The organism is Macrococcus armenti (assembly GCF_020097135.1).
Lineage (GTDB): Bacteria > Bacillota > Bacilli > Staphylococcales > Staphylococcaceae > Macrococcoides > Macrococcoides armenti.
In genome coordinates this window covers 1,571,231-1,596,893 of record NZ_CP083608.1, presented here as the reverse complement: position 1 = coordinate 1,596,893, position 25,663 = coordinate 1,571,231, and the positions used below count along the sequence as shown (strand labels likewise).

Sequence of the window (25,663 nt, the reverse complement as noted above, 5' to 3'; positions counted from 1 at the left end):
ACATATTTATATTGCAAAGAAAGGGGTTACATTAATGAAATTTTTCGATGTAAGTGAAAATTGTATTAGCTGTGTATTCGATGAACGCATCGCACCAGAGATTAACAAGTCTGTTATCGCGCTCAGCCGCGCAATCGAAGCAGCAAATATTGAAGGTGTAACAGAACTTGTAAATTCTTACAATACTTTAGTAGTATACTTTAACGATGAAATTACGACACATGACAACATCAAAAATGCGATTTCATCTTTACAAATTTCAAACACAAATAATGATATAAAGCGCACATTTATTATTCCAGTGTGCTATGACAAACAATATGGACTTGATATTGAAGCACTTGCAGAAGCACATAATTTATCAGTCGAAGAAATCATCAATATTCACTCACAAAATGAATATTTAGTATATATGCTCGGGTTTATGCCAGGCTTCCCTTACCTTGGTGGATTAGATGAACGCATCGCAACGCCGCGTAAAGCGAGTCCGAGAAAGTCGATTCCAGCGGGTTCTGTCGGTATCGCAGCGAATCAGACGGGGATGTATCCGCTGCAGTCACCAGGTGGATGGAATATTATCGGTCAGACACCGCTGAAATTATATGACCCGGATAGATCACCAGTCGTATATTATGAAGCGGGCGATTACATAAAATATGAACCGATTACTAGCGAACAATTTGATGAAATTAAACGTCAAGTTGACGCAGGTACATTTAAGATTGAAGTTAAGGAGGAAAACTGATGGGATTACGTGTCATTAACCCAGGTCTATTCACGACAATTCAGGATCTTGGTCGTTTCGGATATCAGAATATTGGTCTGAGTCCTTCTGGCGGTATGGACTATCGTGCAGTAATGTTCGGAAACTTATTATTAGGTAATGATGAGTTTATGAGTATTGAAATGACGATGCAAGGTGGCATATTTGAATTTGAGGAAGCTTGTGCATTTGTTATAACAGGTGGAAATATGCTCGCAGAACTAAATGATACACTTGTAGAAAATCGTGCGGTGCATAACGCAGAAGCAGGCGATATTTTAACTTTTAAGGCAGTAAAGAATGGTTACAGAACGTATTTAACTGTTAAAAATGGGTTTAAATTAAATAAAGTGAATGACAGTTATTCAACGCATACGAAAATCGGAATTGGCGGTATAGAAGGGCGTACATTACGAAAAGACGATATTCTTGAGTTTAATAAACCGGAACACAGTAAAACACAGCGTCTCACAACGCACTTTATCGATAAAGTAAGCACGATTCGTTTCGTACCAGGTCGTCAGTATAATCGCTTTAAAAACATTCACGAAACATTGCTCAACACTTATGAAATTTCAAACACATCTGACCGTATGGGGATGCGTTTAGAAGGTGAGCCGCTGCAAGTAAAAACGGACTACGATATTATATCTGAACCTGTACAGCTTGGAAGCATACAGGTTGCATCTGATGGACAGCCGATCATTCTGCTGAACGATCGCCAGACTGTTGGTGGCTATGCAAAAATCGGAACAGTCTATTTTGCTGATATCCCGACATTAGTTCAAAAAGCACCTGGCAGTGAAGTACGTCTCGTTGAAGGCACGCTTGAAGAAGCGATAGAAGAGAAGAAAAAAATGATGAGTATTATTAATGAAGTCGGATTACATGCTTACGATGTAAGACATACAAGTAATAGAATCCAAAAATTAATAGAAAAGGCGGAGTAAAATGAATTCAGAAAAATTACAACAACTCATTGATATGATGAACGATAATGATTTAAAAATTATTAAAGTGAAGTCTGGTAAAGATGAATATTATGTTGAAAAAGCTGTTCAGGAAGTACAATACGTTCCTCAGGCACAACAACCATTACAAGTTGCAGGGGTAGAGCATGACGCACCGGTGCAACCGACTGATCATATTCAAAAATCACAGCTTGTTGGGACTTACTACAACATGCAGGACGAAACGTCTAAAGAACCATTCATCCGTGTTGGCGATAAAGTAGAAAAAGGAGACCGCATCGGTATTATCGAAGCGATGAAAGTGATGAACGATGTATTTGCAGATGTTGACGGTACAATTGAAGAAATCTTTGTACAAAACGGGACAGCTGTTGCGTACGACGAACCTTTAGTACGTATTAAAGAGAAGTAAGGGGGTATAAGCTTTGAAGAAAGTACTTATCGCGAATCGTGGAGAAATAGCGATTCGCATTATCAGATCATGTAAAAAGCTCGGCATTAAAACAGTCGCAGTATATTCAAATACTGACGCCGACAGCCTGCACGTAGCACTTGCAGACGAAGCAATCTGTATCGGACCTGCAAGTTCAACAGAAAGTTACTTAAATATGAATCAAATTATCGCAGCAGCAGAGATTACGAATGCTGACGCAATTCACCCGGGCTACGGTTTCCTGGCAGAGAATTCAAAGTTTGCAAGGCTTTGTGCTGAACACGATATTATCTTTGTCGGGCCAACGCCGGACACAATTGATAAGATGGGAGATAAAGCAGAGGCGCGTAAGACGATGATTGCGGCTGGTGTACCAGTAATTCCAGGTTCAAAAGACGTCATTCCGACGATTGAAGAGGCACGTGAGAAAGCGCGTGAAATTGGTGTGCCACTCGTTATAAAAGCAGTCGCTGGTGGCGGCGGTAAAGGGATGCGTATCGTCAGCAGAGAAGAAGATTTTGAAAATTTATTCCATGCAGCAAAAAACGAAGCGAAAAAAGCATTCGGGGATGACCGCGTTTATATTGAAAAGTTTATTCGTACAGCACGACATATAGAAGTTCAGGTTATTGGAGATGGCCATGGTGACGCTGTTCATTTATATGACCGTGATTGCTCGATTCAACGTAATAACCAGAAACTAATCGAAGAAGCTCCTGCAGTAATCGTGCCGGATGATGTAAGAGCACGCATGACGACAGATGCGGTTAATGCTGCGAAAAATATTAATTACCGCGGTGCAGGGACACTTGAGTTCCTTTACGTAGAAGAAACACAGGAGTACTACTTCCTTGAAATGAACACGCGTGTACAAGTAGAACATACCGTTACAGAAATGGTGACAGGTGTCGATATTATCGAAGCACAACTAAAAATAGCTTTATATGATGAATTTGATTTAAAGCAGGAAGAGATTCAAATTATGGGCTTCAGTATGGAATGCCGAATCAACGCAGAAGATCCGAATCACGGTTTCAGACCAAGTCCGGGTAAAGTGACTGCACTTCATTTACCAGCAGGTCCAGGTGTGAGAATCGATACATTTTTATATCCGAACTGTACTGTATCACCATTTTATGACTCGATGATCGGTAAGTTTATTACATATGATAAAACGAGAGATCGTGCTATCAAGAAGATGCTTGCAGCGCTTGATGAAACTGTCATTGCAGGATTTGAGACGAATCTTGATTATCAGTACCGTATTGTACAGCATCCGAGATATCATGAGAACCTTGTAGATATTAAGTTCTTAGAGAAAAACCACTTCCTGGAGGGATAATATGTATATCGATTTAAACGCAGACTTAGGTGAAAGTTTCGGTAATTATAAAATTGGTAATGATGAAGCGATCATACCTTTAATTACTTCAGCAAACATCGCATGTGGTATGCATGCAGGAGATTTCAATGTATTAAACAAAACGATTGAGCTATGTAAAAAGCACGGCACTGGAATCGGTGCACATCCAGGATATGCGGACATACAAGGTTTTGGACGTCGTAACATCGACATGAGTCCTCACGAAGTTGAAAACTTAGTAACATATCAGCTTGGAGCAATCGATGCTTTCTGCAAAAAACATGGTGTTAAACTGAATCATGTGAAACCGCACGGCGCGCTATATAACGCGACAAGTGGCAATGAACAGCTATCTCAGGCAATTGTGAATGCTATTTATAATTTCAATCCAGAACTTAAAGTGATGGGCATATCAGGCGGTACACTCGTTAAAGTCGCGCAGGAGAAAGGCATGACTGTAATTAATGAAGTGTTCGCAGATCGAAATTATACAGATGAAGGGACACTCGTATCACGTAAAGAAGCGCATGCAATGATTCATGACCAGCAGGAAGCGGTTGAACATGTTTTACGCATGGTACGCGACAAGAAAGTTAAGACAGAAACAGGAAAATTAATTGATCTAGAAGCAGATTCAATTTGTGTACATGGCGATGGACCTGAAGCGTTAGCATTTGTTAAAGCAATCATTGAAGCATTGAATGAAGAGGGGATTAACATTCAAACGATATAATTTTATAAACAAAGGGGAAAACATATGGAAAAACAAAAAATGAGTGCATCTCAAAAACGATTATTATTCGGTGCAATTTTCTTAATGGCAACTTCAGCAATTGGACCGGCGTTTTTAACGCAGACAACAGTATTTACTGAAAAGCATTTGGCAAGTTTCGCATTTGCAATTTTAATTAGTATCATTATCGATATCGGTGCACAACTTAATATTTGGCGTGTTTTAACGGTTACAGGTAAGCGTGGACAGGATATCGCCAACGAAGTGTTCAAAGGACTAGGAAGTTTTATTGCAATTTTAATTGTAATGGGTGGACTTGCATTTAACATCGGTAACGTAGCAGGTGCAGGACTTGGATTTAATGCGTTATTTGGCGTCGATGTTAAACTTGGAGCGGTCATTACTGCGATTTTAGCAATTTTGATTTTCTCAAGTAAGAGTGGCGCAAAAGTTATGGACGTTATTACTCAAATTTTAGGTGTATTAATGTTACTGACAGTTGCATTCGTTATGTTTAAGACACAACCGCCATACGGAGAAGCAGTAACAAAAATGGTGTTACCGGATAATCCAGCAGCACTTATTATGCCGATTATTACAATCGTAGGTGGAACAGTTGGTGGATATATTACATTTGCTGGTGCTCACCGTCTAATCGACGATGGCATGGTTGGACAGAAGAATCTACTATTCGTATCGCGTGCAGCAAATATGGGAATTATTACGACAGGTGTAATGCGTTTCTTCTTATTCTTAGCAGTACTTGGTGTCGTTGCAACAGGCGTTCATTTAAATCCTGAGAACCCACCAGCATCTGCATTCCAGTTTGCATTAGGTGATATCGGACCACGTATCTTTGGATTAGTGTTACTTGCAGCAGCATTAACATCAGTTATTGGTGCCGCATATACAAGTGCATCATTCTTAAAAGGATTCCATCCAACATTCTCGAAGTACAACAATATTGTAATCATTATCTTTATCGTATTCTCAACAATTGTATTTGTAACAATTGGTAAGCCGGTTAAATTATTAATTTTAGCAGGTGCTTTCAATGGCTTAATCTTACCGATTACATTATCGGCAATCCTTGTAGCATCTAGAAAAAAATCAATTGTTGGTGATTACAAACACCCAACTTGGTTATTAATATTAGGAATTGTAGCTGTACTTGCGACAATTGGAGCTGGTTTCTTCTCAATCCAGGCTTTAATTGATCTATGGAATAGCTAATTATAAGCACCTCACTGATGTGGGGTGTTTTTTTAGTTTTAAAATTTGTGCGAAATTGGCTCGTTGCCAAAATCAGAGATGAAAATTTGTGCGAAATTGGCGCGTTGCCAAAATCAGAGATGAAAATTTGTGCGAAATTGGCGCGTTGCCAAAATCGAAGGTGAAAACGCGTGTGAAATTGGCACGTTGCCAAAATCAGGTGTGAAAATGCGTGCGAAATTGGCGTGGTGGCAAAATCAGGGGTGAAAACGCGCGCGAAATTGGCGCGGTGGCAATTTCATTATTCAATAATTTAAATTTACACAATCAATCAAAATAACATACTCGCGCATGAGTTACAAGAATATGAATTTGTCTGCTCAGACTGTTGTTTTGAAAGAAATACACATGTATAATCTCAAATCTAAGAATAAATATTTCACATTAAAGGAGATGACCATGGAAAAAAGAAAACAGCAAAAAATGACAGCAGCTCAACGAAGATTATTATTAGGTGCAATATTTTTAATGGCAACTTCTGCGATTGGGCCAGCGTTCTTAACACAAACGACAATATTTACAGAAAAATATTTAGCGAGCTTTGCTTTTGCAATTTTAGTAAGTATCATTATCGACATCGGAGCTCAGTTAAATGTATGGCGCATACTCACTGTGACGGGTAAACGAGGACAAGTTATTGCAAATGAAGTATTGCCGGACTAGGTACTGTTATTTCCATTCTTATCGTACTCGGTGGACTCGCATTTAATATTGGTAATGTCGCAGGAGCCGGACTCGGATTTAATGCTTTATTAGGTATGGATGTTAAAATAGGTGCAGTAATTACAGGTATAGCAGCAATTCTAGTATTCTCTAGCAGACATGCACAAAAAGCAATGGATATCGTGACACAAGTATTAGGAATTTCTATGATTTTAATCGTGGCCTTCGTTATGTTCAAGGTTAATCCGCCATACGCTGAAGCTGCAACAAAAATGATCTTACCTGATAATCCATTTGGACTTGTAATGCCGATTATCACAATCGTAGGAGGTACGGTTGGTGGATACATAACTTTTGCAGGTGCGCATAGATTAATACATGCAGGTATGACAGGAAAAGAGAATCTACCATTTATTACGAAAGCAGCGAATACAGGTATAATGACAACAGGTGTGATGCGTGGACTGCTATTTTTAGCAGTGCTTGGAGTCGTATCTACCGGTGTAAAATTAAATCCAGATAACCCACCAGCATCAGTGTTCTATCATGCACTTGGTGATATCGGTCCTCGTATATTTGGGTTAGTATTATTAGCTGCAGCAATGTCATCCGTAATAGGTGCCGCATATACAAGTGCATCATTTTTAAAAGGATTTCATCCATGGTTTCTAAAACATAATAATATTGTTGTAATCATGTTTATCGTGATATCAACGACAGTATTTTCATTCGTAGGAAAGCCGGTTGAGTTACTGGTACTTGCAGGTGCTTTCAATGGATTAATCTTACCAGTATCACTCACAGCAATCCTAATTGCATCAAGGAAAAAATCGATTGTTGGCGATTATGAACATCCGAAGTGGATATTCTGGTTAGGAGTATTTGCAGTTATCGTTACAATATTCGCAGGATTCTTCTCAATTCAAAGCATGGCTGAATATTTTGGTTAATATAGAAAAAATGACTGTGCTAAATATATGCACAGTCATTTTGTTATTTCATTTTAAATTGTTTAATAGCTTAGCCAATCTCATTTCTCACTCTTTGAAATTCTGTCCATGATTTTCCGGCTGGATCATCAAATCCCCAATGCTCTTTCTTTACATTAGGAGGGATAATCGGACAATTGTTATCTGCATCACTACATAAAGTTACGACAAGATCCGAGTTTTTAAGGATGTGAGCATCGATTAAATCTGATGTATGGTGAGAGATATCCTATTCCGACTTCTTTCATTGCTTCAATTGCTTTTGGGTTCACACCATGTGCCTCAATACCAGCTAAATAGACATTATATTCATCTCCTAATATATGTTTTCCTCAACCTTCACCCATCTGACTTCGACATGAGTTTCCTGTACATATAAAATAAATAGTCTTTTTTTCCATAATAATCTCTCGTTTTCTAAAATATTATTAATGTTAAATACAGACCAAGCAATGTCATAAAGAGCACTGGAATCGTGATGACAATCCCTGTTTTAAAATATGTTCCCCATGAAATCTTCACACCTTTTTGTGAGAGTACATGTAACCATAGCAGTGTGGCAAGTGAGCCAATCGGTGTGATTTTAGGACCTAAATCTGAACCGATAACATTCGCATAAATCATACCTTCCTTTAATAATCCGGTTGCATCGGATTGACCAATCGCAATAGCATCTATTAAAACTGTTGGCATGTTGTTCATAACAGATGATAAGAAAGCAGCGATAAAGCCCATACCCATAATACTTGTGAACAAGCCATATGTAGAAATGGTAGAAAGGACATCTGCTAAAACTGTTGTTATACCGACATTTTTAAGCCCAAAGACGACGAGGTACATTCCAATAGAGAAAAATACAATACTCCATGGAGCGCCTTGAATAACTTTCCGTGTATTTACAGCAGGAGATTTGGTCGATAAGATGACAAAAATTAACGTCGTGATACCTGCAATTAGTGATACAGGAATATTAATAAACTCACTACTCAAGTAACCGATGAACAGTACGATTAATACAAACCATGAAACCTTGAATAGTTGAAAATCCTTGATTGCACTTTTAGGCGTATCTATTTGGTCTACATTAAAATGTGTTGGTATCGATTTTTTAAAATATAGCCATAATACAACAATACTTGAAGTAAGTGAAAATAAATTTGGAATGAACATACGGGTGAAATATTCAATAAATCCAATACTAAAGTAATCTGCAGAAACGATATTTACGAGATTACTAACGATTAAAGGCAAAGATGTTGTATCTGCAATAAACCCACATGCAATTATGAATGGAAATATGACTTTCTGATTAAATTTAAGACGACGCACCATCGCCAGGACAATTGGTGTTAAAATCAGAGCGGCACCATCATTTGCAAAAAATGCAGCAACTACAGAGCCGAGGAGCATAATATAGACGAACATCAGGAAACCATTTCCTTTAGATGCATGTACCATATGAATTGCTGCCCATTCAAAGAAACCAATCTCATCTAATATTAGAGAGATGATAATAACAGCAATAAATGTAAGTGTTGCATTCCAGACAATATTTGTTACTTCAAGAACATCTGAAAAACTTACCACACCGGTAATAATAGCAGCGATTGCACCAATGATGGCTGTTATTCCGATATCTAATCCTTTCGGTTGCCAAATGATGAAAATTAAAGTAATAAGAAATATGATAATAGCAATCGCAGTCATCACTCACAATCACCAACTTTCACAGTATTGCATATACATGATTCGTGAGTTGTTTTGATTAAAGATAAATCATTAATGAAATTTATTAATTTATCATGATTTAAAATGTACATGCGTTTATTACCATCTTTATAAGTGGATACAAATCCTTGATCAACAAGTGTTTTCATATGGTGACTTAATGTCGGTTGTGAAAATTGAAAATGCTCCAGTAAGTCACAGGCGCAACGTTCACCACAAGAAAGTATATCTATTATTTCGAGTCGACTAGAATCAGATAGAACTTTTAACGCATTTGCTAATGAATGATATGACATACAAACCCTCCTTGTTTATTATTATATAGATTATCATCTATATATATGGATGTCTATATGTTTTAAAAATATATTATTAATTGGTGAATAATTAAGCGTTAAAAAATTTTGATGATTTATGTAGTGCAAGGAAGGATTTAATAAGGTGTGTGTAGATATATTTAAAGGGTATTAAGATGTTCTTTGATTACACCTTGGTACCTTATAGATGTGGGGTATTTTTATATGCACTCTGATGAATTTGGCACGCCGCCAATTTCAAGGCGGAAAACATGCGTGAAATTGGCACGGCGGCAATTTCGAGGTTGAAAATGTGTGTGAAATTGGCACGGCGGCAATTTCAAGGCGGCAAATATGAGCGAATTTGGCACAGCGGCAATTTCAAAATAAGAGAAACCCACCACAATTAGTGATGGGTTTCTCTTATTTTAATACAGCAATTCACTTTCTTTAATATCCGTTATAAACATGTAGCCTGGAGCATGAGTGATCATTAATTCAGGTTTAACATTAAGACAAACAGATTGCGGTGTTACACCGCATTCCCAGAATACAGGCACCTCGCCGTCACGGATTTCAACACGTTCAGCGAAGTCAGGGGTATTAATATCTTTAATACCGATAGTTGCAGGATCTCCGATATGAAGCGGAGCACCATACGCACCTTTGAAATGTGTTGTAATCTCAGTCGCGCGAATCGCCTGAGCCATTGTCATCGGACGCATACTTACAGTTGTGGGACCATGGAATACACCACTTTGTTCAGTAGGAATATTCGTAATATACATCGGCACATTATGACCTTCTTCTATATGACGCACAGGAATATCAGCATCCAGCAAAGCATGTTCGAACGTAAAACTACAGCCGATAATAAAGGCAACCATGTCGTCAGTATATAAGTCTTTAATATCATGACGCGTTTCTACATGGACACCATCGCGATAAACATAATATTCACCGACATCCGTACGAATATCCGCATCAGGACCGTATTTAGGGAAGGAATGTTCGCTAACTTCAGTGATGTCGAGAAGCGGTCATGACTTCGGATTACGATAGCAGGATTTGAGGAAGTCGTATGCATACTTATTAGGTAAGATCACAACATTCGCCTGGATGTACCTATTAGCCATGCCTGACGTATGCTAGATGAGTTTGTTGACGCGAATCAAAGCGCGTATTTAGATGGTAGAGCAGATTTTAAATTCATAGTAGCACCTCTTTGTGAATAGTTTATAATAATTGTATATAAATAAGAGAATATTTTCAAAATTATAAAAAATAAGGAGAATAAATTATGACTAGACATTATAAGCTTGTTAAAACAAAATTCAATGGAAAGATCATTAATAAAAAATACATTAATGAAATTTTTGAATTTTCTTATGATATGACATTTAATAAAAAAGGTGAACATAGAGCATTTAGATCTGGTGGTACAAAACTTCGTTCAAACGGGGAAAAATTTTGTAATACATTCCAGGGAAAATTAGCAGAGTTCTCTTTTAAAATTCTATTGAATGAATACAATATCAGATCATCTGGCATTGATATGAGTATAAAAAAATTGGGTGAATGGGATGATTATGATATTAAGGTCAATGATAAGGTTATAAGTATTAAAAGTATAAAGCACTTTTCAGAATTTCTATTATTGGAAAAAAAAGATTACTTTGAAAATGGAGATTATAAGCATACAGATACACAATGGGATTATATTGTTACCATAAAAATAAAGAACGATCTGGCAGACTATATGAAAGATAATAATATGGATAAGAAAGATTTTATTAGTAAAAATGATTTGAAAGAATTAGTAGATAATATTACATTCACTTATGATTTTGCAGGATATATTGATAGAAATGATTTTATTAATATTGTAAAAAATAAACAAATAATTTATAAAAATGATACCATTGGAAGTGAACGTAATTTTATTGATGCTGATAATTACTATGAACGAACAATAAATTTGAAGAATATTAATCACCTCATTAAAGAACTGGAGTTTTGATAAATGTGGAATGAATTGAATTTAATAAGTAAAGAAAAGTATAAAAAAATGATATTAAACTTTGCAAGTTTAAGTGAATTATTCACACAAAAAATAAATAATAAGAATTCAGTCACACCAATTGTAAATTCTAAGTTTCAAGAAACAGTTTTCCAAAAATCATTTAATGCAGTAGCAGAAGATATAGCTAATACATCTTATGATGCATCTTTAATTAGTAGTGATAAAAGATATTTAATTGGAATTAAATCATTTGGATATGAGTCAGGAGATCAAAAAATTGCTCAATTTAAAGCAAATAGTGAGAATGAAAACTGGGAACAAATATTTACAATAATAAAAAATAATGCAAAAAAAGTTGGAGATAAAATTGAAGCAGATACGTTAAATGAATCACATTATTTAAATCTAGCACATAGAATTAGTTATCTAAGGAATTTGAGAATAGCATCATCAAGAGAACAAATAAAAGGTTTCCAAGTAAATACAGATAATATTGAGTCAATATATCATGTATTAATGCCATATAAGAATAATGGTAGACCATTAATTTATGTTGGAGAAATTGAATATGATTTTATAGATATCGAAAACATCAAAATATTAGGAGCTACATCTTTAAGTAAACCAAATAATTTTAAATTTACAGATGGTAAACATACATACAAATATACATCAGCTGATAGTCAATTATATATGTCATTTAATAATAAAGAGATAATCAAAGAACAATGGAACGTAGAGTATGCAAGAAATCCATTCGAAATTTTTGAGTCATTAGGTGCGGAAACTAATCAATATAAAGAAAGTGATATAGAACAAACTGTATCATGGGTTTTATACGACGAAGATAAGACAATACCTGAATATTCTGGAATGAATGCATTTAATAGTATAAGTAAAAATGCAAGTCCTAAAGTAATAAAGAAATTTATTGAAAAATACGAATCTAATTTTTCAATTTCACAAAAAAATTATATAGAAAATGAATTAAATAAAATTTTGTTGAAAAATTATAGAACGACTCAGGACAAAAAACTAAGATCAGATCTAAGAAATAGTTTATTGGAATATATTAATCAATTTAATAATCTTGAAATAAAAAATGATATAGAGAAACTAGTATATAGAGATGCAGATGAACTGTATATTAGAATTCCTTACGCAAAAAGATTTCATAACAATAATCCTGATTTTTTTGGAAAGGGAATTGGTCTCTTGGATAATAAAAATAAATTAGTTCAAGATAAAAAGAATAGAGTTTTTAAATTGGAATTTATATCTTCAGGTGATGTGATAAAAGCGTATATTAATCAAGAAAGTGGTAAGGCAATTCAATCATATCAAGCACAAAATATATTAGGTAAATGGTTGAAAAATCAAGTGTTTCAATTAAAGGATAGAGAATTACTAACGTATAACAAATTACTAGAATTAAAAATTAATGGTGTAAGATTTATAAAGTATAAAGATCAAAATAGACCAATTGGATTAGAATATATATGGATAGACGAGAAAAATCCACCTTCAGATGCAATAGGGTGGGTTTCAAAAAATAAAATACATTAAAAATCTTTCATAATATCTGAAATTATTATATAATTATTTTTGCGGCGCGCCGCAAAAAAGGAGAATTATTATGTATACAGTTACAAGTCTATTTTCAGGTGTTGGAGGTATAGATTTAGCATTTGAGCAAACTGGAAGATTTATGACTATATTTGCAAATGAGTTTGATAAAAATGCAGCGAAAACTTTTAATTGTAACTTTAAAATTGAAGTTAATGAAAAAGATATACACCTTTTAGATAAAAGAGATTTACCAACTTCTGATGTACTTCTAGCGGGATTTCCTTGTCAAGCATTTTCAGTAGCTGGCTATCGAAAAGGGTTTGAAGATGAAAGAGGAGATTTATTTTTTGAAACATTAAGGGTTATAAAATTAAAAAAGCCCCAGGTTGTATTCTTAGAAAACGTAAAAAACCTTGTCGGTCATGACGGCGGTAATACTTTTAGGGTAATAAAAGAAGCACTTGAAGCTCACGGTTATCACATAAAATATCAGGTGTTAAATGCAAAAGATCATGGAAATATTCCGCAAAACAGAGAAAGAATATATATAGTTGGATTTTTAAATGAAAATCATTATAAAAATTTCGAGTTTCCATTACCAATTTCATTAGAAAATCGAATTTCAGATGTAATAGATTTTGAAAATGAAGTAGATTCCAAGTATTATTATACTCCTGAAAAATATGAATTTTATCCACTACTTAAAGAGGAAATTACATCTAGTGAAACAATCTATCAATGGCGTAGGAAATATGTGAGAGAAAATAAAAGTAATGTTGTACCTACATTAACGGCAAATATGGGAACAGGTGGCCATAATGTTCCTTTAATATATACTAAGCATGGTATTAGAAAGCTAACACCACGAGAATGCTTTAATGTACAAGGATTTCCAAAAGACTTTACATTACCTGACATTGCTATATCTCATTTATACAAACAAGCTGGAAATTCAGTAGTAGTGCCAGTAGTCAAAAGGATCGCTGAAAAGATTATTATTGCATTAGAAAACGACTAGTATCACTAGTCGTTTTTATATATATTATTCTTGTGATAGTGCAAAAATAATTTTTGTGCATTGTTGAAATTATATCTATTTTTTAAATTACAATTTAAAAAATTTTTATTATTAATTTTATCTGAAATAATCAATTTATCATTATCAAAGGATATTAATCCTTTGTCAAATAGTTTATCGTGTAGTGGACAAAGTAATAATCCATTATTAATGTCTATTCTTTCTGAATCAGAACATTCTGACCACGGCTTAATGTGGCTAGCAATTAAGATAGGTCTATAGTCAATATCACAAAGCAAGCATTTTGAATGTTTTGCTAATAATTTATTTCTAAATTCTGATTGTGCTAAGCGTACTTTTAAATTATAATTTTTTTCAGTGATTTTATTAGAATGTATTTCTTCAATACTGTTAAGTTCATTCTCATTTTTATTAATATCATCTTTATACCAATCATCGATTAAGTTATACGGTATTATTTCATATCTATTATCATTATGGGCTTTTGTTATCCCAAGACCTAAACTTCGGTATGATTTCTTCTTCTTGTCTAATGTGTATATGATACCAAAAGGGATTTTGTCTTCATAACAAGAAATTAAACTATTAATATCATTCTTTGCTCTATTATGCAATTTCTGGCTAGTAGGACCGTGATAAATTAGCTTTTCAAAATTTCCGTTCTCATCGAAATATATATCATCATCATATGGATTATCTGTCATATCACATCTAATTGATAATGCATAAGGAGAATCTTTTGGTTTATAAATACCTCGGCCACCGGCACTTATCATATGATATGTTTCTCCTGGGTAATCAGAAAATTCAATATTAGAAAAGGTTTTTTTGAATTCAGTTATTTCAATTCCTTTTAGACTAATAAACTTTTTTAACAAAAGAGATCGTATATTAGGATCCATTTTCATTCCTCAATACTCTTAAAAAATTCTTCTAGAGTACAGTCGAAATAGTTTAAGTATCTTTTTAGATTAGGGATTGTAGGAATCGATTCACCATTTTCAATAGCCATTATTGAATTTACAGACAGATGTATTTGATTTGCTAAATGTTTTCTACTAATGCCTTTGTCTTGTCTCAGTTGAAATAATTTCAATCCTATTTTCTCTCTAATATTTTTCAAATTAATCACCTAATTTGATCATAGCAAGTGGCAATAATAGGATCTATGAATTCTAGTATTTAAACAAGTGTACTTGTATAAAAAAATCTTTGAAAATTTTATATATTAAATGGTGAATAGCAATTATATGATATAGAATATGGATATATGGATTAATTGTTTGGAGGTAAATATGGATCTTCATATTACGTTAATACACAGGTTGTTATGTATCTTTTATCAGAATCCTGATAAAGATTATTCTGAAGCTTTGGATGATATGGATATTGTTAATCTCTTAATTGATATGAACTTAATAAAAATATCTTTACAAATTTATATTTCTGAAAGTGAATATGATCAGAAATTATTTATTATAGTTACACAAAAAGGATTGTTATTTATAAAATCATTTAATCAAATAATGGGTAAAAATAAATAACACCATTATTTACTATTTTTATTAGGAACAATTAACAGCTCATCGATAGACATATTAAAAATATTAGCAATTAATATTAAATCACTGACAGTAATGTTTCTTTTGAGATTCTCCATTTTTGAATATGTTGATTTATGAATACCTATACTATCAGCAAGCTCTTCTGATGAGTAACCAATATTTTCTCTGTGCCATTTCACAGCTTTAACGACATCATTATTATAAATTCTATCACCTTCCTTTAACATGATTTACTTATTTTTTATTTTTTCAACTGCTTCTACATCAGCAGGAGCCCATTCAATTGTACCTAATTCATTTGGTGATAACCATTTCATATCAGCGTGTTCTTCTAATACAATTTGATCATTTAACATTTCAGCATAAAATGTCGTCAATTCTATTGTTGCAAATTCATACTCGTATACAGTTGTAACAATTTTATCACCTACAGAAATCTCAGATTGCATTTCTTCCATCAATTCACGTTTTAATGCATCTTCTGGTGATTCATTTTCTTCAATTTTCCCACCTGGAAATTCCCACATCAATGGTAAAGATGTATTCTCATTTCTTTGTGCACATAGTATCTTACCATCTTTTACAATTACAGCGCCTACTACTTTAATATACTTTTTCATTAATATCATCCAATCCTAGTTATTTATTAATATTTTAACAAAAATAAAGTAAAATACTAACTATAGTAATCATTGCGAATAGGAGATGGTGTTATGCAATTAATTTCAATATTATTTATGCATATCATTGATTTTTTCGTTTTAATTTTTGAGAAAACGTAAAAGGTAAACTCATTTTTGAAAGTAGGTTTGCACATGAAGAAATTGTTATTATTCATCATTACAGCATTTATTATTATAGCTATAGGTATTAGTGGGTACATTGCTTATGAACGATTCACATTACATCAAACGGTAGATAAATTCCTAGAAAAAAGGGATGCAATTGAACTGGTAAAAACACGTGAGACGCATTATGATTCGAAGTTGAATGAATTTTATGAAGAAATTGTTTTTAAAGATGAACCTAACTTAGAATATGATATGCGAATAAGAGATGTGAAGTATAGTGTTTTATCTACTGCGTATGGTAAAAATGGTGAAGTACGTGGTAAGTATTCGAACGGATATTAATAATTAAGAAGAGACAGTCCTAATCAAGACTGTCTCTTCTTTCTACTTGGAATCACACATAGCTCATCCATTGTCATACCGTATAACTCTGCTATTTTTTTAAACTCGGGTACCGTTACAACTCGATTGCCACTTTCAATCTTCGAATAGATTGACGGCGTCACTCCAAGATGCGCAGCGACTTCCTTCGCGCTATAATCTTGATTCTCTCTATGCCATCTCAGTGCAGCAGCAACTGACAAATTATCCATTAGATCACCTTCACTTTACGTGAAAGTACCAATAGAAAACGTTAATTTGTGGATATTTGCCAACATCGCAACAAACACCGCAAACGCCGAATTTTATTATATAATAGAGTATTTATTAATTTTATATTGATAATGCATATAAAATTAATTATATCCCGAATAACCCCGATTATGATAAAACTTTCCAAATTCGCAACTTTTTATAATTATTTCACAAATCGAAATATTATAAAATTACACTATAGATTAGGGGGACATACATGGACGACACGTTACATTACATACATACGCTGCTCATTCAGATGAAAAAGAAAACACACCTAAATTACTTCAATGCGCCTCACGATTATGATTTGATAATGATACTCGTAGAAATGAACATGATTGAATTACATATCGATTACTTTATTGACATTGCACTAGAACCATCCATGCGCATTCAAGTAACGCGTAAAGGAGAGTTATTCATCCATGCATTACTGGATGATGTGGTTTAAATTTTTATCGATTGGGAAAAGTAAGTAAAAAGGAGTTGTTGATATGCGTTTTGTAGAAACATTCATGAGTGAACAACCGTTACTTGGTAAGATTGAACAGTTAAAGGCAGAAGGTTATAAGGAAGAAGAGATGTACGTTCTTTCTCAGAACAAGGTAGAAGGGTTAGCGATTGCAGGATCAAAGGCGAATTTTGTTGATGCGAGTGGACGTTTAGGAGATAAGATATCATCATTTTTCACTGGAAAATCTGTACGTGAAGCGTAGTTTGACAGTCTTGATCTAAGTGAAATTGATAAGGAACAATATATTCGTGATATTGAAAGTGGTAATATACTGTTGTTTGTAAGGAAGAAATAACTTTAGCCCTCGCACATTTTGTGTGAGGGTAGTTTTATTTAGATTATTATCGTTGTAATTTTTACTTTATATTTAAGAGAACATAGATTATTTATTGGTATTGATAGAATGAAGAAATAGAAGAATAATTTTACGAATGAGTATTTTTTTAAGTAGAGAATACTCATTTTTGTTATCTTAAAAAACAACAACTATTGTTTAATTTGTTTGTTTTGTTTAAAATATAAACATAAAGTAAACAGAAAGGGCTTTTTATGAATAAATACGAACGATTAGATGAGATTGCAAATTTAGTTAATAAAAAAGGTACAATTCGAATAAAAGAGATTGTAGATTCTTTGAAAGTTTCAGATATGACTGTAAGGCGAGATTTAGCAGAACTTGAAGAGAAGGGTATATTAACAAAAATACATGGTGGTGCGAGGAGTAATTCTGCATTTCAATATACAGAAATGTCTCATAATGAAAAGCATACTCAGTGCGTGGAAGAGAAGAGACAAATTGCTAAAAAAGCTGCGGAACTGATAGAAGAGGGGAATACTATTTTTTTAGGTCCTGGAACGACTGTAGAGCTCTTAGCTGAAGAGATATCTAATACAAGAATAAGTATTATTACGAATTGTCTACCTGTATTTAATATATTATTCAGGAAAAAATCTGACAAGTTTAGAGTATATTTAATTGGTGGTGAGATGAGAGAACTGACTGAATCTTTTTCAGGTGATATGACTAATAGTACTTTAGAAAAGATGAGATTTAGCAAGATGTTCTTTAGTGCAAATGGTGTTAAAGGCGCTGATGTAATGACATCTTCTCATGAAGAAGCATATACGCAGCAATTAGCGATTAAAAACTCGATTGAAAAGTATCTTTTAGTCGATTCCTCAAAGCTCGGTAAAGAAGACTTTGTTTCATTCTGTGATCTTAAGTCACTTACTGCAATTGTAATTGATGATACAAATGTGAGTAAGGCTAAAGGATTAGAAATATTTACTGAGGTTATTATTTAGAATTATATAGTGAGTAAAAAGATCAAGTATAACTTAATTGTTATACTTGATTTTTGTTTTTTTAAATAAACAAAATCAAACAAATAATGTTGCCTTTTTGTTTGATATGTATTATAATTTAAACATAATCAAACATGTAAACGCTTATATTGTTTAAACGAACAAAAATGTCGAAAGGATGAAGGATATGAAAGTTGTATTAGGGTCTGATAAAAGTGGACAAAGTTTAAAGAACAAGATTCATGAGTTTTTAACAGAAAAAGGTTATGACGTTATTGATACGTCAAATGAATCACATGAAGATTTCGTAGATGCTACTTTAGCTGTTGTTTCAAAAGTGCAAGAGGATGAAAGCAATTTAGGTATTATGGTTGATGCATATGGTGCAGGTAGTTTTATGGTAGCTACAAAAGTTAAAGGTATGATTGCAGCAGAAGTATCAGATGAAAGATCAGCTTATATGACTCGTGGACATAATAATGCCCGAATGATTACTATGGGATCTGAAATTGTTGGTGATGAATTAGCAATAAATATTGTAAATGCTTTTGTAACAGGTAAATACGACGGTGGAAGACATCAAATTAGAGTAGATATGCTAAATAAAATGGCTTAATTTAAGGGAGGACTTAGAAATGAAAATTGCAATTGGTTGTGACCATATAGTAACTGATACGAAGATGGAAGTTTCGAAATTTTTAAAATCTCAAGGACATGAAGTAATTGATTGTGGCACATATGATTTTACAAGAACGCATTATCCGATTTATGGCAAGAAGGTCGGTGAAGCAGTTTCAAGTGGCGAAGCTGATTTAGGCGTATGCATTTGTGGAACAGGTGTTGGAATAAGCAATGCAGCGAATAAAGTGCCTGGCGTGCGTTCAGCATTAGTTAGAGATATGACGTCTGCTTTGTATGCTAAAGAAGAGCTGAATGCTAATGTTATAAGTTTTGGTGGTAAGATAATTGGTGAATTATTGATGTGTGACATTATCGAAGCTTTTCTTGATGCAGAATATAAACCGAACGATAAAAATAAAGTATTGATAGAAAAGATTTCTAAACTAGACACAGCTGAGAATCAGCAAAAAGATCCTGCTTTCTTTGATGAATTCCTGGAGAAGTGGGATAAGGGTGAATATCATGACTAAGGAGTATAAGTAATGATCTTGACAGTTACTCTTAATCCTTCAGTTGATATTTCCTACAAACTGAATCAACTGGAAATTGATAATGTTAATAGGACAAGTTCGGTTAGTAAAACAGCTGGTGGCAAAGGCTTAAATGTGACTAGAGTATTGTTCCAGGCAAATTCGCCAGTCATTGCAACTGGATTTAAAGGTGGGTATCTAGGAGCATTTATTGAAGATGAATTAAATGCATCACAAATTAAAAATTCTTTCTATCTTATAAAAGAAGAAACTAGAAATTGTATAGCAGTGTTACATGAAGGAAATCAAACTGAAATATTAGAAAGCGGTCCATATATTTCAACGGATGAATTACAAGGCTTTATTAAACATTTTGAAGAATTAATGGATGAAGTGCAATTAGTTGTTTTCTCTGGAAGCTTGCCTGCTGGAGTTCCGGTCAATTATTATTCAGATTTAATTAAAATTTGTAATCATAAATCAATTCCGGTTATCGCTGACACGTCAGGTATAGCATTAACAACGTTATTAGAGCAATCTAATAAACCTTTTGCTATAAAGCCTAATTTAGATGAACTATCACAGATACTCGGTTATACAGTTTCAGAAGATATAACAGAAATGAAGAATGCACTTAAACATGAAATGTTTAATGGAATACAATGGATATTTGTATCGCTAGGAGCAAATGGTTCTTTAGTAAAGCATGCTGATGAATACTATAAGGTAAATATTCCTAAGATTGAAGTAGTCAATCCAGTAGGTTCAGGGGATGCAACTGTAGCTGGGTTTGCATCAGCTTATAGTAAAGATAAATCTGTCATTGAGATTATTAAAACAGCAAATACTTTTGGTATGTTGAATGCAATGGAGCAACAAACAGGTTGTATTAACATAGATAAATTTGAAGGTTTATATAAGCAAATAAAAATTATAGAGGTGTAAAACATGATAAATACAGAAAATAAGAAAAGATTTTTAGAAAAAGTTAGTGATGAAAATGGAATTATTTCTGCATTAGCTTTTGACCAACGTGGTGCTTTAAAAAGAATGATGTCAGCATTTCAGGAAGAAGATCCAACTGTTGAACAAATAGAAAACTTAAAATCATTAGTAGCTAAGGAACTAACTGAGTATGCTTCTTCAATTTTATTAGATCCTGAGTATGGATTACCTGCTTCTAAAGTAAAACATAAAGATGCAGGATTATTATTAGCCTATGAAAAAACTGGTTATGATGCTACAACGAAAGGAAGATTACCAGATTGTTTAGTTGAATGGTCTGCTAAACGTATTAAAGAACAAGGTGCAGATGCGGTTAAATTCCTACTTTACTACGATGTAGATGACGATAAATACATTAATGATCAAAAACAAGCTTATATTGAAAGAATAGGCTCTGAATGTGTAGCAGAGGATATTCCATTCTTCTTAGAAATATTAACATATGATGATAATATAGCTGATAACAGTAGTGTTGAGTTTGCTAAAGTTAAACCAAGAAAAGTAAATGAAGCAATGAAATTATTCTCAAAAGATCGCTTTAATGTTGATGTTCTAAAAGTAGAAGTTCCAGTAAATATGAATTTTGTGGAAGGATTTGCTGAGAATGAAGTTGTATATTCTAAAGAAGAAGCAGCTCAATACTTTAAAGAGCAAGAACAAGCAACTAACTTACCTTATATTTATTTAAGCGCAGGTGTTTCAGCTCAATTATTTCAGGAAACATTAAAGTTTGCAGCTGAATCTGGTGCGAAGTTTAATGGTGTACTATGCGGTAGAGCAACATGGTCTGGTGCGGTTAAAGTTTATATTGAACAAGGTGAAGAAGCCGCTAGAAAATGGTTACAATCTGAAGGATATAATAATATTAATCAATTAAACGAAGTATTAAAATCAACTGCAGTATCTTACAAAGAAAAAATATAAAAATATTGGAGGGAAATTGATATGAACAGAGAAGAAACTACAATGCTTGGATTTGAAATTGTTGCATATGCTGGGGATGCAAGATCAAAGTTACTCCAAGCTTTAAATGCTGCTAAAAATGGAGAATTTGATAAGGCAGAACAATTAGTTGAAGAAGCGGATAAATGTATTGTTGATGCTCATAATGCTCAAACAAGCTTACTAACTAAAGAAGCATCTGGTGAAGATATTGCATATAGTGTCACAATGATGCATGGGCAGGATCATCTAATGACTACATTATTATTAAAAGACATGATGAAGCATATCATTGAGCTTTATAAAAGAGGGAGCTGAAGATAATGGATAAATTAATTGCGCAAATTGAGAAAGCAAAACCATTATTTGAAAAGCTATCACGTAATATATATTTGAGAGCAATTCGTGATGGATTTATTTCAGCTATGCCCGTAATACTTTTTTCGAGTATATTTTTATTAATTGCTTATGTACCTAACGTTTTTGGATTTACATGGAGTAAAAATGCTGAAATGATATTGATGAAACCTTATCATTATACCATGGGTATTATAGCATTATTAGTGGCGGGTACGACAGCTAAGTCATTAACAGATTCTTATAATAGAAAGCTAGATAGTACGAATCAAATTAATTTTTTATCAACAATGTTAGCAGCAATTTGTGGATTTCTATTTCTAGCGTCAGATGCTGTTAAAGTTGGAGGATTTTCAAGCGCATTTTTAGGCACTAAGGGTTTAATGACTGCTTTCTTAGCAGCATTTGTGACAGTAATTATTTATAATTTCTGTGTAAAGAGAAATATAACAATTAAAATGCCTTCAGAAGTACCGCCAAATATTTCACAAGTATTTAAAGATATTTTTCCATTTTCATTTGTTATTTTAACACTATATGGATTAGATTTACTTAGCCGCGCAATCTTAAATACAAACGTTGCTGAGTCAATTGTTAAATTCTTTGCACCACTGTTCACTGCAGCAGATGGTTACGTTGGAATAACAATTATCTTTGGAGCATTTGCTTTATTCTGGTTTATTGGGATTCATGGTCCTTCAATTGTTGAACCTGCTATTGCAGCAATAACTTATGCGAATATTGAAACAAACTATCAATTATTACAAGCAGGCGAGCATGCAGATAAAATTTTAACATCTGGAACGCAAATGTTTATTGTAACAATGGGTGGTACAGGAGCAACATTAGTTGTACCATTTATGTTTATGTGGCTGACGAAATCTAAACGTAATAAAGCGATTGGTAGAGCTTCAGCAGTACCGACATTCTTTGGTGTTAACGAACCAATATTATTTGGTGCTCCTTTAGTACTGAACCCTGTGTTCTTTATTCCGTTTGTATTTGCACCAATTGCAAACGTCTGGATATTCAAGTTTTTCGTAGATGTATTAGGAATGAACAGTTTCAGTGTTAACTTGCCTTGGACAACACCTGGTCCGTTAGGGATTATAATGGGAACAGGTTTAGGTATGTGGTCATTTGTACTTGCTATCACATTAATAGTCGTGGATGTTTTAATTTACTATCCATTCCTAAAGGTTTATGACAAACAAATTTTAGAAGAAGAATTAGCTGGTGTTGATAATTCAAATAAATTAAGAGATAAAGTTAAAGAAAATTTTGATACAACAAAAGCCGATGTAATTTTAGAAAAGAATACAAATAATGAAGCAAATGTTATTAATACGGAAAATAATCTAAGTAATGATAGTGGGTTAAAAGAGCAAACAAATGTACTTGTATTATGTGCTGGTGGAGGTACAAGTGGTTTATTAGCAAATGCTTTAAATAAGGCTGCTCTTGAATTTGATAAACCGATTAAAGCTGCAGCAGGTAGTTATGGAGCACATATGGATATTATGAAAGAATATCAATTAGTGATTTTAGCACCACAAGTAGCATCAAATTATGAAGATATAAAAATCGATACAGATAAATTAGGTATTAAATTAGCGAAGACGCAAGGTGCAGAATATATCAAATTAACTCGTGATGGTAAGGGTGCAGTTGAATTCGTTGAAGATCAATTCAAATCTTAGAGAGGAGATCTATTGTTTATGAAAAAGTTACCTGAAGATTTTATTTTTGGAGGAGCAACAGCAGCATATCAAGCAGAAGGTGCGACAAATACTGATGGAAAAGGGAGAGTAGCTTGGGATACCTATTTGGAAGAGAATTATTGGTATACTGCTGAACCAGCAAGTGATTTTTATAATAAATATCCAATTGATTTAGAATTAAGTGAAAAATTTGGAGTAAATGGTATACGAATATCAATTGCATGGTCAAGAATTTTTCCACAAGGATACGGAGAAGTTAATGAAAAAGGCATTCAATTTTATCAAAATTTATTCGATGAGTGTTTAAAGAGAAATGTGGAACCATTTGTTACATTACATCACTTTGATACACCTGAAGTTTTGCATAAAAATGGTGATTTCCTAAATAGAAAAAATGTGAAACACTTTGTAGATTATGCTAAGTTTTGTTTCGAAACATTTACTCAAGTAAAATATTGGACTACTTTTAATGAAATAGGCCCAATTGGTGATGGACAGTATCTTGTTGGTAAGTTTCCTCCAGGCATAAAATATGATTTTGAAAAAGTATTTCAGTCACATCACAATATGATGGTAGCACATGCGAGAGCAGTTAAATTATTTAAAGATAATGGCTATGAAGGTGAGATAGGTGTCGTGCATGCATTGCCAACAAAATATCCGTATAATCCAGAAAATCCAGAAGATGTACGTGCTGCTGAATTAGAAGATATTATTCATAATAAATTTATTCTAGATGCAACATATCTTGGTCGATATTCTGATCATACAATGGAAGGTGTCAATCACATTCTTAAAGTAAATGGTGGTAAACTAGAAATTTTAGATGAAGATTTAAAAGAACTAGATGCTGCTAAAGACTTAAATGATTTCTTAGGAATTAACTACTATATGAGTGATTGGATGAGGGGATTTGACGGCGAATCAGAAATCACTCATAATTCTAAAGGTAATAAAGGTGGATCTAAATATCAATTAAAAGGGGTAGGACAAAGAGAATTTGATATAGATGTCCCTAGAACTGATTGGGATTGGATGATTTACCCACAAGGTTTATATGATCAAATTATGCGCGTGAAAAAAGATTATCCAAACTATAAAAAAATCTATATCACTGAAAATGGATTAGGATATAAAGATGAATTTATAGATGGAACTGTATATGATGATGCGCGAATTGATTATGTTAAAAAACATCTGGAAGTAATCGCTGATGCTATTGAAGACGGTGCTAATGTCAAAGGATATTTTATCTGGTCACTGATGGATGTATTTTCTTGGTCTAATGGATATGAAAAACGATATGGTTTATTCTATGTAGATTTTGAAACACAAGAAAGATATCCTAAAAAGAGTGCACACTGGTATAAAGAATTAGCAGATTCAAAAATGATAAAATAAGAATTCCGAAAGTTACAAATGGAGTTGTTAGGTAGGCAACTCCATTTGTCTTTTGATATATAAACAATATACCAATAATCTATTTCCTCCTACCTTGCTTAGTAATGATTTCCTCCATCGTCATTTTGAATATTTTACTGATGTTATACAGATCAACGGTGGTGATATTACGTTCATCATTTTCTAACTTTGAGTATGTTGATAATCCTATATTTAATTGATGCGCCATTTCTTTCGAAGTAAAATCTAAATTTTCTCTATGGTATTTAATCGCTTTTACGATGTATGCGTTATTCATTATTTCCAGCTCTTTTTTAGGTGAAATTAACAAAGTATAAAATGAAAAAGTGGTAATATATTGTTGTTTGTATGGAAGAAATAAGCACAGCCCTCACAAAAGTGAGGGCTGTTTTAATATACATAATATGGA

The 25,663-nt window shown here is 33.3% G+C and carries 29 protein-coding genes and 3 pseudogenes; 22 read left to right on the top strand and 10 right to left on the bottom strand.

Annotation, left to right across the window (positions count from 1 at the left end):
• Positions 1-34 precede the first annotated feature (34 nt).
• The 7 genes and pseudogenes from pxpB to LAU42_RS08350 all read left to right on the top strand — a co-directional run bounded on the left by pxpB (position 35) and on the right by LAU42_RS08350 (position 7,148).
• Positions 35-745 carry a 5-oxoprolinase subunit PxpB gene (gene pxpB / locus LAU42_RS08380; protein WP_224183161.1) on the top strand — a complete coding sequence of 237 codons (711 nt, stop codon included), beginning with the start codon at positions 35-37 and terminating at the stop codon, positions 743-745.
• The gene (locus LAU42_RS08375; protein ID WP_224183160.1) at positions 745-1,713 is read left to right on the top strand and encodes a 5-oxoprolinase subunit C family protein; all 969 of its coding nucleotides are present in this window, start codon (positions 745-747) and stop codon (positions 1,711-1,713) included. The genes pxpB and LAU42_RS08375 overlap by 1 nt, the downstream gene beginning before the upstream one ends.
• Position 1,714: 1 nt before the next feature.
• On the top strand, positions 1,715-2,146 hold the full coding sequence (locus tag LAU42_RS08370; RefSeq protein ID WP_224183159.1) for an acetyl-CoA carboxylase biotin carboxyl carrier protein: 432 nt from the start codon (positions 1,715-1,717) through the stop codon (positions 2,144-2,146).
• Between the two features lie 13 nt (positions 2,147-2,159).
• The gene (gene accC, locus LAU42_RS08365; RefSeq protein ID WP_224183158.1) at positions 2,160-3,509 is read left to right on the top strand and encodes an acetyl-CoA carboxylase biotin carboxylase subunit; all 1,350 of its coding nucleotides are present in this window, start codon (positions 2,160-2,162) and stop codon (positions 3,507-3,509) included.
• 1 nt (position 3,510) lies between these two features.
• On the top strand, positions 3,511-4,263 hold the full coding sequence (locus LAU42_RS08360) for a LamB/YcsF family protein (protein WP_224183157.1): 753 nt from the start codon (positions 3,511-3,513) through the stop codon (positions 4,261-4,263).
• Between the two features lie 24 nt (positions 4,264-4,287).
• The gene (locus tag LAU42_RS08355) at positions 4,288-5,496 is read left to right on the top strand and encodes an NRAMP family divalent metal transporter (protein ID WP_224183156.1); all 1,209 of its coding nucleotides are present in this window, start codon (positions 4,288-4,290) and stop codon (positions 5,494-5,496) included.
• Between the two features lie 438 nt (positions 5,497-5,934).
• Positions 5,935-7,148, top strand: a pseudogene (locus LAU42_RS08350) (NRAMP family divalent metal transporter).
• Between the two features lie 70 nt (positions 7,149-7,218).
• Here the strand turns inward: LAU42_RS08350 and arsC are convergent.
• The 4 genes and pseudogenes from arsC to LAU42_RS08330 all read right to left on the bottom strand — a co-directional run bounded on the left by arsC (position 7,219) and on the right by LAU42_RS08330 (position 10,424).
• Positions 7,219-7,588, bottom strand: a pseudogene (gene arsC / locus LAU42_RS08345) (arsenate reductase (thioredoxin)).
• 16 nt (positions 7,589-7,604) lie between these two features.
• A complete protein-coding gene (arsB, locus tag LAU42_RS08340; protein WP_224184783.1) occupies positions 7,605-8,894 on the bottom strand; it encodes an arsenite efflux transporter membrane subunit ArsB in 1,290 nt (429 codons plus the stop codon).
• Positions 8,894-9,211: an ArsR/SmtB family transcription factor gene (locus LAU42_RS08335; protein ID WP_224183155.1), complete on the bottom strand. Its 318-nt coding sequence runs from the start codon at positions 9,209-9,211 to the stop codon at positions 8,894-8,896. The genes arsB and LAU42_RS08335 overlap by 1 nt, the downstream gene beginning before the upstream one ends.
• A 428-nt stretch (positions 9,212-9,639) precedes the next feature.
• Positions 9,640-10,424, bottom strand: a pseudogene (locus tag LAU42_RS08330) (putative hydro-lyase).
• A gap of 87 nt (positions 10,425-10,511) precedes the next feature.
• On the opposite strand from LAU42_RS08330, the gene LAU42_RS08325 reads away from it, so the two are divergent.
• The 3 genes from LAU42_RS08325 (at position 10,512) to LAU42_RS08315 (ending at position 13,821) form a co-directional block, all read left to right on the top strand.
• The gene (locus LAU42_RS08325; protein WP_224183154.1) at positions 10,512-11,231 is read left to right on the top strand and encodes a hypothetical protein; all 720 of its coding nucleotides are present in this window, start codon (positions 10,512-10,514) and stop codon (positions 11,229-11,231) included.
• A 3-nt stretch (positions 11,232-11,234) separates the two neighbouring features.
• On the top strand, positions 11,235-12,800 hold the full coding sequence (locus LAU42_RS08320) for a hypothetical protein (protein ID WP_224183153.1): 1,566 nt from the start codon (positions 11,235-11,237) through the stop codon (positions 12,798-12,800).
• A gap of 70 nt (positions 12,801-12,870) precedes the next feature.
• Positions 12,871-13,821, top strand: a complete 951-nt coding sequence (locus tag LAU42_RS08315; RefSeq protein WP_224183152.1) for a DNA cytosine methyltransferase — start codon at positions 12,871-12,873, stop codon at positions 13,819-13,821.
• A gap of 5 nt (positions 13,822-13,826) precedes the next feature.
• Here LAU42_RS08315 and LAU42_RS08310 read toward each other — a convergent pair whose 3' ends face one another.
• Together LAU42_RS08310 and LAU42_RS11995 are read right to left on the bottom strand one after the other, a co-directional pair.
• Positions 13,827-14,744, bottom strand: coding sequence for an HNH endonuclease (locus LAU42_RS08310; protein ID WP_224183151.1), 918 nt, complete (start codon positions 14,742-14,744; stop codon positions 13,827-13,829).
• 2 nt (positions 14,745-14,746) lie between these two features.
• Positions 14,747-14,974, bottom strand: a complete 228-nt coding sequence (locus tag LAU42_RS11995) for a helix-turn-helix domain-containing protein (RefSeq protein ID WP_224183150.1) — start codon at positions 14,972-14,974, stop codon at positions 14,747-14,749.
• Positions 14,975-15,137: 163 nt separating this feature from the next.
• Here LAU42_RS11995 and LAU42_RS08300 point away from each other — a divergent pair, with 163 nt between their 5' ends.
• Complete coding sequence (locus tag LAU42_RS08300; protein ID WP_224183149.1) at positions 15,138-15,386, top strand: hypothetical protein; 249 nt, start codon at positions 15,138-15,140, stop codon at positions 15,384-15,386.
• A gap of 5 nt (positions 15,387-15,391) precedes the next feature.
• On the opposite strand, the gene LAU42_RS08295 is transcribed toward LAU42_RS08300, so the two are convergent.
• Positions 15,392-15,586 carry a helix-turn-helix domain-containing protein gene (locus LAU42_RS08295; RefSeq protein WP_224183148.1) on the bottom strand — a complete coding sequence of 65 codons (195 nt, stop codon included), beginning with the start codon at positions 15,584-15,586 and terminating at the stop codon, positions 15,392-15,394.
• Between the two features lie 51 nt (positions 15,587-15,637).
• Positions 15,638-16,027 carry a (deoxy)nucleoside triphosphate pyrophosphohydrolase gene (locus tag LAU42_RS08290; protein ID WP_224183147.1) on the bottom strand — a complete coding sequence of 130 codons (390 nt, stop codon included), beginning with the start codon at positions 16,025-16,027 and terminating at the stop codon, positions 15,638-15,640.
• 195 nt (positions 16,028-16,222) lie between these two features.
• Here LAU42_RS08290 and LAU42_RS08285 point away from each other — a divergent pair, with 195 nt between their 5' ends.
• The gene (locus LAU42_RS08285) at positions 16,223-16,540 is read left to right on the top strand and encodes a DUF3139 domain-containing protein (RefSeq protein ID WP_224183146.1); all 318 of its coding nucleotides are present in this window, start codon (positions 16,223-16,225) and stop codon (positions 16,538-16,540) included.
• Positions 16,541-16,563: 23 nt separating this feature from the next.
• On the opposite strand, the gene LAU42_RS08280 is transcribed toward LAU42_RS08285, so the two are convergent.
• Entirely contained in the window at positions 16,564-16,791 is a 228-nt protein-coding gene (locus LAU42_RS08280; RefSeq protein ID WP_224183145.1) for a helix-turn-helix domain-containing protein, read from the bottom strand.
• Between the two features lie 260 nt (positions 16,792-17,051).
• Between LAU42_RS08280 and LAU42_RS08275 the strand changes: the two genes are divergently transcribed.
• The 10 genes from LAU42_RS08275 to lacG all read left to right on the top strand — a co-directional run bounded on the left by LAU42_RS08275 (position 17,052) and on the right by lacG (position 25,233).
• The gene (locus tag LAU42_RS08275; protein ID WP_224183144.1) at positions 17,052-17,288 is read left to right on the top strand and encodes a hypothetical protein; all 237 of its coding nucleotides are present in this window, start codon (positions 17,052-17,054) and stop codon (positions 17,286-17,288) included.
• 43 nt (positions 17,289-17,331) lie between these two features.
• A complete protein-coding gene (locus LAU42_RS08270) occupies positions 17,332-17,553 on the top strand; it encodes a general stress protein (protein WP_224183143.1) in 222 nt (73 codons plus the stop codon).
• Between the two features lie 347 nt (positions 17,554-17,900).
• On the top strand, positions 17,901-18,656 hold the full coding sequence (locus tag LAU42_RS08265) for a DeoR/GlpR family DNA-binding transcription regulator (protein ID WP_224183142.1): 756 nt from the start codon (positions 17,901-17,903) through the stop codon (positions 18,654-18,656).
• A gap of 187 nt (positions 18,657-18,843) precedes the next feature.
• Positions 18,844-19,272 carry a galactose-6-phosphate isomerase subunit LacA gene (lacA, locus tag LAU42_RS08260; protein WP_111716405.1) on the top strand — a complete coding sequence of 143 codons (429 nt, stop codon included), beginning with the start codon at positions 18,844-18,846 and terminating at the stop codon, positions 19,270-19,272.
• Positions 19,273-19,291: 19 nt separating this feature from the next.
• On the top strand, positions 19,292-19,807 hold the full coding sequence (lacB, locus tag LAU42_RS08255; RefSeq protein WP_086039016.1) for a galactose-6-phosphate isomerase subunit LacB: 516 nt from the start codon (positions 19,292-19,294) through the stop codon (positions 19,805-19,807).
• 12 nt (positions 19,808-19,819) lie between these two features.
• Positions 19,820-20,752 carry a tagatose-6-phosphate kinase gene (gene lacC / locus LAU42_RS08250; protein ID WP_224183141.1) on the top strand — a complete coding sequence of 311 codons (933 nt, stop codon included), beginning with the start codon at positions 19,820-19,822 and terminating at the stop codon, positions 20,750-20,752.
• Positions 20,753-20,755: 3 nt separating this feature from the next.
• Positions 20,756-21,736, top strand: a complete 981-nt coding sequence (gene lacD / locus LAU42_RS08245) for a tagatose-bisphosphate aldolase (RefSeq protein WP_133423926.1) — start codon at positions 20,756-20,758, stop codon at positions 21,734-21,736.
• A 21-nt stretch (positions 21,737-21,757) separates the two neighbouring features.
• Positions 21,758-22,072 (top strand): PTS lactose/cellobiose transporter subunit IIA, encoded by a 315-nt coding sequence (locus tag LAU42_RS08240; RefSeq protein ID WP_224183140.1) that lies wholly within the window; start codon positions 21,758-21,760, stop codon positions 22,070-22,072.
• A 2-nt stretch (positions 22,073-22,074) separates the two neighbouring features.
• Complete coding sequence (locus LAU42_RS08235; protein WP_224184782.1) at positions 22,075-23,811, top strand: lactose-specific PTS transporter subunit EIIC; 1,737 nt, start codon at positions 22,075-22,077, stop codon at positions 23,809-23,811.
• Between the two features lie 18 nt (positions 23,812-23,829).
• Positions 23,830-25,233 carry a 6-phospho-beta-galactosidase gene (lacG, locus tag LAU42_RS08230; protein ID WP_224183139.1) on the top strand — a complete coding sequence of 468 codons (1,404 nt, stop codon included), beginning with the start codon at positions 23,830-23,832 and terminating at the stop codon, positions 25,231-25,233.
• A gap of 79 nt (positions 25,234-25,312) precedes the next feature.
• On the opposite strand, the gene LAU42_RS08225 is transcribed toward lacG, so the two are convergent.
• The gene (locus LAU42_RS08225; RefSeq protein WP_224183138.1) at positions 25,313-25,531 is read right to left on the bottom strand and encodes a helix-turn-helix transcriptional regulator; all 219 of its coding nucleotides are present in this window, start codon (positions 25,529-25,531) and stop codon (positions 25,313-25,315) included.
• Positions 25,532-25,663: the final 132 nt, after the last annotated feature.